Here is a 14457-nt window from a genome sequence, read left to right on the forward strand (position 1 = left end):
TTATTGGGTGTTTAACGGGAAGGCGCGGCGTAGCGGGCTTCCAGACGCTGACTCAACAGCGACAGCGGCCAGCACAGCGCGAAATAGATCGCGGCGACGATGCTGAAGACCAGGAAGGGCTGGAAGGTGGCGTTGTTGACGATCTGCCCGGCACGGGTCAGCTCGACGAAGCCGATGATGGCGGCCAGCGAGGTGCCCTTGATCACCTGGACCAGATATCCCACGGTCGGCGGCACGGCGACCTTCACCGCCTGCGGCAGGATCACGTAGCGCATCAGGCCGGGATAGCGCAGGCCGAGCGCCGACGCCGCCTCCCACTGGCCGCGCGGCACCGACTGGATGCAGCCGCGCCAGATCTCGCCCAGGAAGGCGCTGGTGTTCAGCGTCAGCCCGACCACCGCGGCGACCCACGGGCTCATGTCAATGCCGATCACGGTGGCGCCGAAGAACACGAGGAACAGCTGCATCAGCAGCGGCGTGCCCTGGAAGACCTGGATGTAGCCGGTCGCCAGCAAGCGCAGCGGCTTCACGTCGGACGTGCGGCCCAGCGCCACGAACAGCCCGACGATGCCGCCGCCGATGAAGGCGATGACCGACAGCATCAGCGTCCATTGCACGGCGCTGAGCAGGAACAGGAATTCGTTGTATCCAAATGCGCGGATCATCGCTCAGCCCCCTCTCAGCGCCGGTCAACGGTATAGGCGAAGGCCAGCCGGTAGATGCCGGCGAACAGCGCCGAGAACATCAGCGCCAGCACCAGATAGATGCCGGTCACCACGATGTAGATCTCGAAGCTGCGGAAGGTCTGCGACTGGATGTTGTTGGCGACCGACGTCAGCTCGTCGGCGGAGATGGCGGACACCACGCTCGAACTCAGCATCAGCAGGATGAACTGGCTGGTCAGCGCCGGATAGACCGTGCGTAGCGCCGGCTTCAGCACGACATAGCGGAAGACCTGCAGCGGCCGCAGCCCCAGCGCCAGCCCGGCTTCGATCTGGCCCTTGTGGATGGATTCGATGCCGGCGCGGATGATCTCGGTGGCATAGGCGCCGACATTGACGACCATCGCGATCAGCGCCGCCACATCCGGCGACAGCCTGAGGCCGATGCTCGGCAGCCCGAAGAAGATCAGGAAGATCTGCACCAGGAAGGGCGTGTTGCGGATGACCTCGATATAGGCGTTGATCAGCCAGCGCACCGGCTTGGGCCCGGAGGTCTTGCCCAGCGCGCAGACGATGGCGATCACCAGGCCGATGGCCATGGCGCCGAACGACAGCCTGACGGTCAGCCAGGCGCCGTCGAGCAGGTAATCCCACGACGCGAACACCGCGTCGAATTGAAAATCGTAGGTCACGGGCGTTCCTCCGCACCCGCGTCGCGCCGCCCTTTAAGGCCGGCGTCGCGCGGATTGCCTTTGTCCGCTTGGGCTGTCGTCCGGGGAAGCCTCACCCGGACCGCCGGGACGCCGCGACGACGGCGGTCCCGCTCTCTCAGTGTTCGTACACGGTAATTGGATCGATCCAAAAGCGCAACGGGAAATGAGGAGTGCCGTGATGATTTGCAGACCAGACATTTGATCGGGTCCAGCATGTGCGGAAACCTTCCGGCGGCGCAGGGCGTTTCACCGGACACCGGAACGCCGCCCGACCGTCAGCCTCGAGGAGCCCCCCGACATGACCGCAGGAACCAGTGCCGTCAGGAGCACCGCCGCGGTGAGCAGCCTCGTCCCCGCCCGGATGGACCGGCTGCCCTGGGCGCGCTTCCACTGGATGGTGGTGGTCGGGCTGGGCGTCAGCTGGATTCTCGACGGCATCGAAATCCAGCTGATCTCCGCCTCCGGCTACAAGGAAACCTTGGGCATGTCGAGTGCCGAGGTCGGGTTCGCCGGCACCGTCTACCTGATGGGGCAGGTGGTGGGCGCGCTGGTTTTCGGGCGGCTGACCGACCGCTGGGGGCGCAAGAAGCTGTTCATCACCACGCTGGCGCTCTACCTGATCGCGTCGGGCATCGCCGGTTTCGCCTGGACGCCCTGGTTCCTCTATGTCTGGCGCTTCATCGCCGGGATGGGCATCGGCGGTGAATATGCCGCCGTCAACTCCGCCATCGACGAACTGATCCCCGCGCGTTTCCGCGGCCGGGTCGACATCGCCATCAACGGCACCTATTGGGGCGGCGCGATGATCGGCGCGGTCGGCAGCGTCTTCCTGCTCGACCATTCACTGGTGCCGGAAAATCTCGGCTGGCGCATCGCCTTCTTCATCGGCCCGCTGTTGGGACTGATCATCATCTATTTGCGCCGGCACATCCCGGAAAGCCCGCGCTGGATGGTCACCCACGGGATGGAGGACGAGGCCGAGCGCATCGTCGACGACATCGAGGCCAGCGTGCGCGCGCAGGGCAAGGCGCTGGCCCCGGTCGATCCCAAACGTGCCATGCACATCATTCCGGAAGATCATGTGTCCTGGGCACAGCTGGTCGACGTGTTCTTCCGGCAATACCCGTCGCGCACCTTCCTGGGCGTGACGATGATGGTGACGCAGTCCTTCCTCTACAACGCGATCTTCTTCACCTATGCCCTGGTTCTGCAGAATTTCTACCATCTCGATCCGTCGCAGACGGCGCTCTATTTCTTCCCCTTCGCCGCCGGCAACCTGATCGGGCCGCTGCTGCTGGGGCCGCTGTTCGACACGGTGGGGCGGCGGCGGATGATCTTCGGCACCTATCTGCTGGCGGGCGTGGTGCTGCTGGTCTCGGCCTTCCTGTTCCGCCAGGGGGTGCTGACGGCGAACACGCACACGATCTTCTGGTGCGTCTCCTTCTTCTTCGCCTCGGCCGGCGCCTCGTCCGCCTATCTGACGGTCAGCGAGATCTTCCCGCTGGAGGTCCGGGCGCAGGCGATCTCCTATTTCTTCGCCATCGCCCAGGTGGTGGGCTCCACCGGCCCGCTGCTGTTCGGCTGGCTGGTGGGGGAGGGGACGGAGCGCGACCCGCTGTTCTGGGGCTATGTGGTGGGATCGGTGGTGATGATGTTCGGCGGAATGGTCGCCCTGGTCTATGGCGTCGACGCCGAAGGCAAGGGGCTGGAGGACATCGCCGAACCGCTGACCAAGGCCAACCGCGACCAGGGCGTGGGAGAGGAGGCGGCGGAGACGATCTGACGGCTTGTCGTCGTCAATCCGTCTTGGTTTGCGGCACGCGAGCCCCGTTCAGGAACAGCCGCACCGCCTGCCGGACATAGCGATCGAGGTCGGGGATGGCCGGAGCGCTCTGCGGCAGGATCAGGCGGCGGATCACCAGATTGCCGGTGACCATGCCGAGGAAGGCCTGCGCCGCGGCGGCCGGATCGTCGATCCGCAAGGCGCCGCTGTCCGACAGCCGCCGCAGATAGTCCGCCAGCCGTCGGATGGCGTTCTCCGGCCCGATGCGGAAGAAGGCCTCGGCGATGTCGGGCACGCGGTCGCCCTCCGCGATCAGGACGCGGAGGGTGGCGGTCGTCTCCTCGTTCAGCAGGGCCTTGACCAGATGCAGGGCGAAGGCGGTCAACCCGGCTTCCGGCGTCACATGCTCGTCCGCCTGGGCGGTGGCGAGACCGGAGAGGAACATAGCGTTGTCCTCTTCCATGATGGCGCGGAACAGGCCCTCCTTGTCGCCAAAATGCTCGTACAGCGTGGCACGGGACCCGCCGGCGACGGCGATGATGTCGCTCAGCGTCGTCTTCTCGAACCCCTTCTCGATGAACAGCCGGCGGGCCGCCGTCAGGATCGCCTGCCGGCGCGCCATGCCGCGCGGGCCGCAGGTGGACGGGCCGCAGACGGCCGTGACATTGGCGGGTGTTTCCTGCCCGGTATCGATCCGCGCCTTGTGGTTGCTGGTCATCGTGCGTTCCCTTCCGGTGCGGCGGCCGCAGCCGGGTCCATTTTTGATTCAGCGCCTTTCCACGGGGTCCCCTGTCGGACATTAGCGTCGGACATCTGCGGAACCCTCTTGCGCGGTGCAGCATTCTGACTGTATCGTCTGGTACACTGTACTGTATGAGACAGTACTAAGCAACGGGGATGTGCCGGACCAACCGAAGCCCGGCGTAGCAGGGAGACGGGTCCGCCGACGCGCGGCGCCGAGACGAGGAAAGAGATGTCCAGATCCAATCCATTCATGACGCTGGCCGCGGCGGCCTGCCTGATCGTGCTGCTCGCCGGCTGCAACCAGCAGAAGCAGGCGGGCGGACAGCCCCAGGGCGGCGGCCCGCCGGAGGTGTCGGTCCTCACCATCGAGCCTCAGCGCCTGACCGTGACCACCGAGCTTCCCGGCCGCACCGCCGCCTACCGGATCGCCGAAATCCGGCCGCAGGTCAGCGGCATCGTGCTGAAGCGCCTGTTCCGCGAGGGCAGCGACGTCAAGGCCGGCGACCAGCTCTATCAGATCGACCCCGCCACCTACCAGGCATCGCTGGCGAGCGCCCAGGCCGATGTCCAGAAGGCGGAGGCGAACCTGCAGGCCGCCCGCAACAAGGCGTCGCGCTACGGCGATCTGGTCAAGAACAGCGTGGTCAGCAAGCAGGACTTCGACGACGTCCAGGCGTCGCTGAAGCAGAACGAGGCGCAGGTCGCCGCCGCCAAGGCCGCCTACAACCTCGCCAGCATCAACCTGAACTACACCAAGGTGTTCGCCCCCATCTCCGGCCGCATCGGCAAGTCGGCGGTGACGGAAGGCGCGCTGGTCACCGCCAACCAGGCGACGGCCTTGGCCACCATCCAGCAGTTCGACCCGATCTATGTCGACGTGACGCAGACCGCCTCGCAGCTGATGAAGCTGCGCGAGGATATGGCGACCGGCCGCATCCGCCCGGCCGAGCCCGGCAAGATCCCGGTGACGCTGTTCCTGAACAGCAACGCCAGCGGCGACGACACCGCCTACCCGGCGAAGGGCGAGCTGCAATTCTCCGACGTGACGGTGGATGCCGGCACCAGTTCGGTCCAGCTGCGCGCGGTCTTTCCCAACCCGAACAAGGACCTGCTGCCCGGCCTGTTCGTCCGCGCCCGCGTCGAGCAGGGGGTGGCCGAGAACGCCATCACCGTGCCGCAGGCCGCGGTCGCCCGCGGGCCGGACGGCTCCGCCCGCGTCTGGGTGGTTGGGGCCGACAACAAGGTGAACCCGCGCACCATCAAGACCGAACGCGCGGTCGGCAATGTCTGGCTGGTGTCGGACGGCCTGGTCGTCGGCGAGCGCGTGGTGGTCGAGGGCCTGCAGAAGGTCAAGCCGGGTGCCGAGGTGAAGCCGGTGCCGGCCCAGAACGCCCTTGCATCGCTGCCGGAAAAGGCCGCCTCGGCCCGCTGATCCCCGGATACCGACCCCAGGAACCGCTCCCATGTCAAAATTCTTCATCGACCGGCCGGTCTTCGCCTGGGTCATCGCCATCGTCATCATGATGGCGGGTGCGCTGGCGATCCTGCGGCTGCCCGTCGAGCAATATCCGAAGATCGCGCCGCCGACGGTGTCGATCACCGCAAGCTATCCCGGCGCCTCGGCCAAGACGCTGGAGGACACGGTCACCCAGGTCATCGAGCAGAAGATGACCGGGCTCGACCATTTCCGCTACATGTCCTCCAACAGCGACTCCTCCGGCAACGTCACCATCACCCTGACCTTCGAGCCGGAGGCCAACCCCGACATCGCCCAGGTCCAGGTGCAGAACAAGCTGCAGCTGGCGGTTCCCCTGCTGCCGCAGGAGGTCCAGCAGCGCGGCATTCAGGTGTCGAAGGCCGGCAACGACTTCCTGCTGGTGGTCGGTTTCGTGTCGAGCGACGGCCGCCTCAGCCAGGGCGACATCGCCGACTACGTCACCTCCAACCTGCAGGACACGCTGAGCCGCGTCGAAGGCGTCGGCGACATCACCGTCTTCGGGCCGCAGCATGCCATGCGCATCTGGCTCGACCCCGACGCGCTGAACAACTTCGCGCTGACCACCACCGACGTCACCAACGCGATCAAGACCCAGAACGCCCAGGTCTCCGCCGGCCAGCTCGGCGGCGCCCCCGCCGTTCCGGGCCAGCAGATCAACGCCACCATCACCGCCCAGTCCCGCCTGCAGACGCCGGAGCAGTTCGGCGCCATCCTGCTGCGCGTGAACCCCGACGGGTCCCAGGTGCGGCTGCGCGACGTGGCGCGGATCGAGATCGGGTCGGAAACCTATGAGATCAACGCCGCCTACAACGGCAAGCCGGCGGCGGGCGTCGGCATCAAGCTGGCGACCGGCGCCAACGCGCTGAACACCGCCGCCGCGGTCAAGGCGCGGGTGGCGGAACTCCAGCCCTTCTTCCCGGCCGGCATCGAGGTCATCTACCCCTACGACACCACCCCCTTCGTCCAGCTGTCGATCCACGAGGTCATCAAGACGCTGTTCGAGGCGATCGTCCTCGTCTTCGTCGTGATGTACCTGTTCCTGCAGAATTTCCGCGCGACGCTGATCCCGACCATCGCGGTGCCGGTGGTTCTGCTCGGCACCTTCGGCGTGCTGTCGGCCTTCGGTTTCTCCATCAACGTGCTGACGATGTTCGGCATGGTGCTGGCGATCGGCCTGCTGGTGGACGACGCCATCGTCGTGGTCGAGAATGTCGAGCGCGTGATGAGCGAGGAGGGGCTTCCCCCGCGCGAGGCGACGCGCAAGTCGATGGACCAGATCACCGGCGCGCTGGTCGGCATCGCGCTGGTTCTGTCGGCGGTGTTCGTGCCGATGGCCTTCTTCGGCGGGTCGGCCGGCGCCATCTACCGCCAGTTCTCGCTGACCATCGTCTCGGCGATGGCCCTGTCGGTGCTGGTCGCCCTGGTGCTGACGCCGGCGCTCTGCGCCACCATCCTGAAGCCGGTGGCTGTTGGGCATGGCCATGCCCGCGGCGGCTTCTTCGGCCTGTTCAACCGCGGCTTCGACGCCGGCAGCCGGGTCTATGTCCGCGGCGTGCGCGGGGCGGTCAACCGGCTGGGCCGTTATTTCATCGCCTATCTGCTGATCCTGGGCGGCCTCGGCTACCTGTTCCTGCAGATGCCGTCCTCCTTCCTGCCGACGGAGGACCGCGGCCAGCTGTTCGTGCTGTGGTCGGCGCCGCCGAACGCCAGCTCCCAGCGCACCGCCGAGACCGCCAAGACCGTCACCGCCTATTTCCTGGAAAAGGAGAAGGACAACGTCGAGGGCCTGTTCACCATCGTCGGCTTCAACTTCTCCGGCCGCGGCCAGAATGCCGGCATGGCCTTCGTCCGGCTGAAGGACTGGAGCGAGCGTCCCCTGCCGTCGCAGAAGCCGCAGGCCATCGCCGGCCGGGTGATGGGGGCGATGTCGAAGCTGAAGGACGCGGTCGTCTTCTCCTTCCTGCCGCCGTCGGTTCCGGGCCTCGGCAACGCCACCGGCTTCGACCTTCAGCTGGTCGACCGCGGCGGGCTGGGCCATGACCGGCTGATGCAGGCGCGCAACCAGCTGCTCGGCATGGCGGCGCAGAACCCCAAGCTGGTCGGCGTCCGCCCCAACGGGCTGGAGGACACGCCGCAGTTCAAGCTCGACATCGACCGAGAGAAGGCGAGCGCGCTCGGCCTGTCGCTCAGCGACATCAACACGACGCTGTCGGCGGCCTGGGGCTCGTCCTACGTCAACGACTTCATCGACCGCGGCCGGGTGAAGAAGGTCTATCTCCAGGCCGACGCGCCCTATCGCATGCAGCCCAGCGACATCGACCGCTGGTACGTGCGCAACTCCAGCGGCCAGATGGTGCCCTTCTCCGCCTTCACGACGGCGCAGTGGATCTACGGTTCGCCCAAGCTGGAGCGCTACAACGGCTCCTCGTCGCTGAACATCCAGGGATCGGCCGCACCGGGCATCAGTTCGGGCGAGGCGATGGCCGAGATGGAGGCGATGATGCAGAAGCTGCCGCAGGGCATCGGCTACGAGTGGACCGGCCTCTCTTACGAGGAACGGCTCAGCGGCTCGCAGGCGCCGGCGCTCTACGCCCTGTCGATGATCATCGTCTTCCTGTGCCTGGCCGCGCTCTATGAGAGCTGGTCGGTGCCGGTGTCGGTGATCATGGTGGTGCCGCTGGGCGTCATCGGCGCCGTCATCGCGGCGACGCTGCGCGGCCTGCCGAGCGACGTCTATTTCCAGGTCGGCCTGCTGACCACCATCGGCCTGTCGGCGAAGAACGCCATCCTGATCGTGGAGTTCGCCAAGGCGCTGTACGACCAGGGCATGGAGCTGAAGGAAGCGGCGGCGGAAGCCTGCCGTCAGCGCCTGCGCCCGATCATCATGACCTCGCTGGCCTTCATCCTCGGCGTGCTGCCGCTGGCGATCAGCACCGGCGCCGGGTCGGAGAGCCAGAACGCCATCGGCGTCGGCGTGATGGGCGGCATGATCTCCGCGACCGTGCTGGCGATTCTGTTCGTGCCGGTCTTCTTCGTCGCCGTCTACCGCCTGTTCGTCCGCCGCCGCCCCGGCCACGGCGCCATGCCGCAGCCAGCTGCGGGGGATTGAGGCTTGCGACTGCCGCCCATCTCTCCCCGAAGGCATCCCCCTCTCCCCCCCGGGGAGAGGGTCGGGGTGAGGGGGAAGCAGAGCATGGATTCTGTACGGAGCGGGGAGTGCGCGATACTTGAAGATCTTCGCCGCGCGACCCCCTCACCCTAACCCTCTCCCCGGGGGGGAGAGGGGAGCCCAGCATCCGTCAGCAGCGTGTCCAGCACCTCGACCAAACGGTCGATGCGGTAGGGTTTCGGCAGCACCATCACCCCGGTGGCGCGGGCGACATCCTCGCTGTAGCCGGTCGCCAGCACGACGGGCAGGTCCGGGCGGAGCCGTTGCGCGGTGCGGGCCAGATCGACGCCGCTCATGGTGCCGGGCATCACCACGTCGCTGAACAGCAAATCGAACCCGCCGGCCTCCAGCAGGGGCAGCGCCTCGTCGGCGGTGGTGGCGCGGGTGATGGTGAAGCCGGCATCCTCCAGCGCGGTCGCGACGGTCAGCGCCACGATGGGGTCGTCCTCCACCACCAGAACATGGCCTCCGACGCGGGTGGCGCCCGCCTCATCCATCGCCGGCTCGGCCGCCGTGGCCGGAGCGGTGCCGGAGCGGCGGATCAGCAGCCCGATGGTGGTGCCGCGCCCCTCCTCGCTCTCGATCCAGGCGGTTCCGCCGGAATGGCGGGCGAAGCCGTAGACCTGCGACAGGCCCAGCCCGCTGCCCTTGCCGATCTCCTTGGTGGTGAAGAAGGGATCGAAGGCGCGCGCCCGCACGTCGGCCGGCATGCCGGTGCCGGTGTCGCTCACCGTCAGCTGCACGAATTCTCCCGGCAGCCCGTCCGAAACGCCCTGGGGCGCCCGCGCGTCGCCGGGCGTCAGGATCACGTTGGCCGCCCGGATCGTCAGGGCGCCGCCGTCGGGCATCGCATCCCGCGCATTGACCACGAGGTTCAGCAGAGCCAGTTCCAGTTGGGTCGCATCGACCTCCACCGGCCACAGCCCGGTGGTGAAGTCGATCTCCAGCCGGATGTCGGCGCGCGCCGCCCGGTTCAGCAACTCCGACATGCCGAGCACGCGGTCGCGCAGATCGACCGTCTCCGGCCGCAGCGCCTGCCGGCGGGCGAAGGCCATCAGCTGCTGCACCAGCTTGGCGCCGCGGTCCACCGCCTGCCGCCCGGCATCGACCAGCGGCTGGATGTGCGTTCCCTCCGCCCGCTTCTCGATCATGTGCAGGCAGCCCGACAGCGCCTGCAGCAGATTGTTGAAGTCGTGGGCGACGCCGCCGGTCATCTGGCCCAGCGCCTCCGTCTTCTGCGTCTGCAGCAGGGCGACCTGGACGCGCTCGCGCTCCGCCACCTCCTCGGCGACGCGGGCCTCCAGCGTGGCGTTGAGCTGATGCAGCTCCTCCTCCGCCCGTTTGGCCTCGGTGATGTCGCTGCCCTCCACGAACAGGCCGCTGACGCGCCCGTCCTCATCCCGGATCGGCTGATAGACGAAGGTGAGGAAGCGTTCCTCCAGCGGTTCGCCCGGACGGCGCTGGAAGCGGATCGGCATGCCGCGCCCGACGAAGGTCTCGCCGCTGGCATAGACGCGGTCGAGAAGTTCGAAGAAGCCCTGGCCCTCCACCTCCGGCAGAGCCTCGCGCGCCGGGCGGTCCACCAGATCCTGGCGGCCGACCAGTTGCATGTAGGTGTCGTTCGCCATCTCGAAGACATGGTCCGGCCCGCGCAGCACGCACATGAAGCCCGGCGCCTGCCGGAACAGGGTGCGCAGCCGCTCCCCCTCCGCCGCCAGCCGGGCGTTGGCTGCCTCGACCGCGGCGCGTTCGCGCATCAGCGCCTTGTTGGCGGCGCGCAAGGCCGCCTCAGCGAGCGCGCGTTCCACCGCGGCCCAGGTCCGCTCCGCCACATCCTCCGCCAGGGCGGCGTCGGTGTCGGTCCAATGGCGCGCCCTGGTTTCATGCAGATAGAGGATCGCCGTCAGCTGTCCCGCCTTCAGCAGCGGGACCACCAGCAAGGAGCGCGCACCGATGCCGGCGAAGGCCGCCGCCGGTCCGCCGCCACCGGTGTGGGGATCGGAGATGCGCGGATCGGTGGCGACGTCGTCCACGCGCAGCGTGTATCCCGCCCGCAGCTCCGCGATCAGCGCCGGGCCGAAGCTGTCGAGCAGGCGGGACTCCCCGGCGAGGCTCGCCACCCCGCTGTCGCTCCAGTCGCGCTCGACCGAGATCAGGCTGCCGGTCGGATCGGTGCGGCCATAGCCGGCCCGCGCCACCCGCAGATGGCGGCCGATCGCCTCGGCGGCGGCCGCGGTGATGCCGACCGGGTCGTTCAGCCCGCGCAGCCGCTCCGCCAGATCGAGCTGGAAGGTCAGCCGCCGTTCGGCCAGCACGCGGGCGGTGTTCTCGGTGCAGGCGCAAAACATGCCGGCGACGTGGTCGGTCTCGTCGCGGACCGGGCTGTAGGAGAAGGTGAAATAGGTCTCCTCGCGGTAGCCGTGCCGCTCCATCACCAGCCGCCGGTCCTCATGATAGGTCGCTTCGCCGGCAAGCGCCCGCGCCACCAGGGGGGTCAGGTCGGGCCAGATGTCGGCCCACACCTCGGCGAAGGGACGGCCCAGCGCCTCCGGCTTGTCGCCCAGGATCGGGCGGTAGCTGTCATTGTAGAGGAAGGTCAGTTGCGGCCCCCAGACCGCGAACATCGGGAAGCTGGAGGTCAGCATCAGGTTGACGATGGTGCGTAGCGACTGCGGCCAGTCCTCTGCCGGGCCGAGCGGCGTGGCCGACCAGTCCATCGCCCGCATCCGCCGGCCCATCTCCCCACCGCCGGTGAAGACGTCCGGCCCGCCCGGAGCCGGACTGTCCGGAGCCGGACCGCCCGGAGCCGAACTGCCGGACACCCCGGCCTGCCGCAGCCTTGCGGCATCCTGCCAGACCGGATCGGTCGTCATGCGACGAACACCGCCGCCGCGGGTTTGCGTCGACGATGCCCGGTAGTCCGGAAAAAGATAGGGGCATTCACACAGATCATGGCGCGAGAATAGGCAATCGCAGGATGGGTGGCAATCAGCGGCATCTAGCCATTTGGGAGTAGGTTTCTTGACTCCTTATGCAGGCGCGACGTTCACGCCTCCGCTGATGTTGTCGAGATCATCATATCTGCCCACCGCTTCTTGTCCTGTCCGGGAGATCGGCCCTGGGAGATCAGACGGGCAGCCGCTCATTTTGTACCGCTTTCTTTGGAGAACGCCCGTGGGTCCGTTCCATCTGGCCGCCATCCTGCTGACTCTGGCGGCTGCCTTCGGCTTCATCAATTACAAGTGGCTGAAGCTGCCCAGCACCATCGCGCTGTTCTTCGAAGGGCTGGCGCTGGCGCTGCTGGTGAGCGGCGCGGATTCGCTCAGCGCCAGCCTTGGCGTGGGCAATTGGCTGCGCAACCTGATCCAGCAGGTCAGTCTGCCGGAGATCCTGCTCGACGGCATTCTCAGCCTGCTGCTCTACGCAGCCGCGGTGAACGAGGATCTGTGCGCCCTGCTGAAGCGGAAATGGACGGTGCTGGCATTGGCGACGCTGGGGGTGATGCTGTTCACCGGCCTGATGGGGTTGGGGCTGAGTTTCATCTTCCGCTTGGCGGGGATCGACGTGCCGCTGATCTGGTGCATGGTGCTGGGTGCCGCCATCGCGCCGACCGATCCGGTGGCGGTGCATGGCATCCTCGGGCGGCTGCCGGTCCCAGAGACTCTCCGCTCCGTGATCTCAGGCGAAAGCCTGTTCAACGACGGTGTCGGTGTGGTGGTGTTCGCGACGCTGCTCCACCTCGCCACCGGCAGCGACAAAGATCTGGAGGCGGCGGAGGTCGCGCTGGACTTCGTCAAGGAGGCGTTCGGCGGTGCCGCCCTCGGCTTCGTCTGCGGCTGGATCGCCTATCAGGCGAAACGGCGGATCGACGAGAGCACGGTGGAACTGACGATATCGCTGGCGCTGGTGCTGGGGACCTATTCGCTCGCCAGCCGGCTGGGCGTGTCGGGGCCGATTGCCGTCGTCGTCGCCGGGCTGCTGATCGGCTATACCACCGAGAAGCATGTCAGCAGCGACGAGAGCCGCCGTGATCTGCAGGTGGTTTGGGCGATGATCGATTCCGTGCTGAACGCCCTGCTGTTCCTGCTGGTCGGGCTGGAGGCGACGGTGGTCATCACCTGGACGGGGCCGGCCCTGCTGGCCGCTGCGCTGGCCGTGCCGCTGGCTTTGGTCGTCCGGCTGCTCAGCCTGACCCCGGCCCTGCTGATGCATGTGGGGCGCAGCGGCAAGACCAGTGCGCTGATCATCCTGACCTGGGCGGGGTTGCGCGGCGGCATCGCGGTGGCGCTGGTGCTGTCTTTGCCGGCCAGCCCCTACCGCGATTCCATCCTGGCGGTCTGCTATGTCGTCGTCGCCTTCACCATCCTGGTCCAGGGCCTGACGTTGGAGCCCATCGGCCGGCGGCTCTACAGCGACGACCAGTCGTGACGCCGGCCGATCTTCGAACGCAGGGCAGCCGCGCAGGAGCTGGCGTGGAACCCGCGCCGCCCCGACCATACCTTGAATGGCAACAGATGGCCGCCAGCCGGCCCCCACCACGGACCGAGCCATGATCCCCTTTTCCGTTCTCGACCTCAGCCCGATCGTCCAGGGGGCGACCGCCGCCGACAGCTTCCGCAACACCCTGGACCTCGCCCGCCATGCCGAGCGCTGGGGCTACAAGCGCTATTGGCTGGCCGAGCATCACAACATGCCGGGCATCGCCAGTGCGGCCACCGCCGTGGTGATCTCCCATGTCGCCGCCGGCACCTCGACCATCCGCGTCGGGTCGGGCGGGGTGATGCTGCCCAACCACGCGCCGCTGATGGTGGCGGAGCAGTTCGGCACGCTTGAGTCCCTCTATCCCGGCCGCATCGACCTCGGCCTCGGCCGCGCGCCGGGCACCGACATGATGACGGCGCGGGCTCTGCGCCGCGATATGACCGACAGCGGTGACCGCTTCCCGCAGGATGTGGTCGAACTGCAGATGTATTTCGAGGAGCCGGAGCCCAACCAGCGCATCCGCGCCGTGCCGGGGGCCGGGCTGAAGGTGCCCCTGTGGCTGCTGGGTTCCAGCCTGTTCAGCGCGCAGCTGGCGGCGATGCTGGGGCTGCCCTTCGCCTTCGCCTCCCACTTCGCGCCCGACATGCTGATGGAGGCGCTGGCGATCTACCGCGCCCGCTTCGAGCCGTCGGCGACGCTCGACAAGCCGCACGCCATGGTGGCCGCCAATATCTTCGCCGCCGACACCGAGGCCGAGGCCCGGCGCATCTATTCCTCCGCCCAGCAGCAGTTCGCCAGCCTGCGCCGCGGCACACCGGGCAAGCTGCCGCCGCCGGTCGACGACATCGACTCCTGGTGGAGCAGCCCGGCCGAGAAGATGATGGTGGACCGCGCGCTCGGCACCATGGCCGCGGTGGGTACGCCGGACCAAGTGGCGGCCAAACTGTCGGAGATCGTCCGCGCCACCCAGGCCGACGAGCTGATCCTGGCCGGCCAGATCTACGACCACGCCGCCCGCCTGCGCTCCTTCCAGATCGGGGCGGAGGTGCGCGAGCGGATCGGTTGATTCAGGTGATTTGATCGAAAAGTGCGGGAAGGCGAAAAAAGCCCTTGCGCGGCATCGGCCAGCCGGCCTATACACCGCCTCCCGCGACGCAGCACGGCCCACAAGGCAGTGACGCTTCAAAGGAAACGGCGGTCCGAACAAGTAAGTGTCGAACACCTCGAAAAAAAAAGGTTGACAACGAAAGTAAAGATCACTAAATAAGCCGAACACGACGCGGTGATCCAGAACGGAGCGCCGCTGAGATGTTCGGAAGCGGCATGTTTCAGTGCTGCGGGTTCTTTGACAAGTTTATACCGTGTTGTGAGAAGGGATGCGCAGGCGGCGGCAGTTGGTAGCCGTT

10 protein-coding genes are annotated in these 14457 nt (G+C 67.5%); 5 read left to right on the forward strand and 5 right to left on the reverse strand.

What is annotated here, in order from left to right; genetic code table 11:
* Positions 1–11: 11 nt before the first annotated feature.
* A complete protein-coding gene (locus TSH20_RS10780; RefSeq protein WP_109074731.1) occupies positions 12–665 on the reverse strand; it encodes an amino acid ABC transporter permease in 654 nt (217 codons plus the stop codon).
* 14 nt (positions 666–679) lie between these two features.
* Entirely contained in the window at positions 680–1354 is a 675-nt protein-coding gene (locus TSH20_RS10785; protein WP_109074732.1) for an amino acid ABC transporter permease, read from the reverse strand.
* A gap of 319 nt (positions 1355–1673) precedes the next feature.
* Here TSH20_RS10785 and TSH20_RS10790 point away from each other — a divergent pair, with 319 nt between their 5' ends.
* The gene (locus TSH20_RS10790; RefSeq protein ID WP_109074733.1) at positions 1674–3158 is read left to right on the forward strand and encodes an MFS transporter; all 1485 of its coding nucleotides are present in this window, start codon (positions 1674–1676) and stop codon (positions 3156–3158) included.
* 13 nt (positions 3159–3171) lie between these two features.
* Here the strand turns inward: TSH20_RS10790 and TSH20_RS10795 are convergent, their stop codons facing one another.
* Positions 3172–3876 (reverse strand): TetR/AcrR family transcriptional regulator, encoded by a 705-nt coding sequence (locus TSH20_RS10795; RefSeq protein WP_247871642.1) that lies wholly within the window; start codon positions 3874–3876, stop codon positions 3172–3174.
* A gap of 255 nt (positions 3877–4131) precedes the next feature.
* Between TSH20_RS10795 and TSH20_RS10800 the strand changes: the two genes are divergently transcribed.
* Both TSH20_RS10800 and TSH20_RS10805 read left to right on the forward strand, forming a co-directional pair.
* Complete coding sequence (locus TSH20_RS10800) at positions 4132–5334, forward strand: efflux RND transporter periplasmic adaptor subunit (protein WP_109074734.1); 1203 nt, start codon at positions 4132–4134, stop codon at positions 5332–5334.
* A 31-nt stretch (positions 5335–5365) separates the two neighbouring features.
* Positions 5366–8509 carry an efflux RND transporter permease subunit gene (locus tag TSH20_RS10805; protein ID WP_109074735.1) on the forward strand — a complete coding sequence of 1048 codons (3144 nt, stop codon included), beginning with the start codon at positions 5366–5368 and terminating at the stop codon, positions 8507–8509.
* Between the two features lie 149 nt (positions 8510–8658).
* Here the strand turns inward: TSH20_RS10805 and TSH20_RS10810 are convergent, their stop codons facing one another.
* Entirely contained in the window at positions 8659–11442 is a 2784-nt protein-coding gene (locus TSH20_RS10810) for a PAS domain-containing protein (RefSeq protein WP_109074736.1), read from the reverse strand.
* A 301-nt stretch (positions 11443–11743) separates the two neighbouring features.
* Here TSH20_RS10810 and TSH20_RS10815 point away from each other — a divergent pair, with 301 nt between their 5' ends.
* Both TSH20_RS10815 and TSH20_RS10820 read left to right on the forward strand, forming a co-directional pair.
* Positions 11744–12997, forward strand: a complete 1254-nt coding sequence (locus TSH20_RS10815; protein WP_109074737.1) for a sodium:proton antiporter — start codon at positions 11744–11746, stop codon at positions 12995–12997.
* A 121-nt stretch (positions 12998–13118) separates the two neighbouring features.
* Positions 13119–14117, forward strand: coding sequence for an LLM class flavin-dependent oxidoreductase (locus TSH20_RS10820; RefSeq protein ID WP_109074738.1), 999 nt, complete (start codon positions 13119–13121; stop codon positions 14115–14117).
* Positions 14118–14233: 116 nt separating this feature from the next.
* On the opposite strand, the gene TSH20_RS35445 is transcribed toward TSH20_RS10820, so the two are convergent.
* Positions 14234–14457, reverse strand: a 224-nt coding sequence (locus tag TSH20_RS35445) for a hypothetical protein (protein WP_211100356.1), incomplete at its 5' end; no start/stop codon positions are given.

The organism is Azospirillum sp. TSH20 (assembly GCF_003115935.1).
Classification (GTDB): domain Bacteria; phylum Pseudomonadota; class Alphaproteobacteria; order Azospirillales; family Azospirillaceae; genus Azospirillum.

Coding starts and splice junctions, on each gene's coding strand:
- TSH20_RS10780 (WP_109074731.1), bottom strand. CDS start 665: ATGATCCGCGCATTTGGATACAACGAATTCCTGTTCCTGCTCAGCGCC.
- TSH20_RS10790 (WP_109074733.1), top strand. CDS start 1,674: ATGACCGCAGGAACCAGTGCCGTCAGGAGCACCGCCGCGGTGAGCAGC.
- TSH20_RS10795 (WP_247871642.1), bottom strand. CDS start 3,876: ATGACCAGCAACCACAAGGCGCGGATCGATACCGGGCAGGAAACACCC.
- TSH20_RS10800 (WP_109074734.1), top strand. CDS start 4,132: ATGTCCAGATCCAATCCATTCATGACGCTGGCCGCGGCGGCCTGCCTG.
- TSH20_RS10805 (WP_109074735.1), top strand. CDS start 5,366: ATGTCAAAATTCTTCATCGACCGGCCGGTCTTCGCCTGGGTCATCGCC.
- TSH20_RS10810 (WP_109074736.1), bottom strand. CDS start 11,442: ATGACGACCGATCCGGTCTGGCAGGATGCCGCAAGGCTGCGGCAGGCC.
- TSH20_RS10820 (WP_109074738.1), top strand. CDS start 13,119: ATGATCCCCTTTTCCGTTCTCGACCTCAGCCCGATCGTCCAGGGGGCG.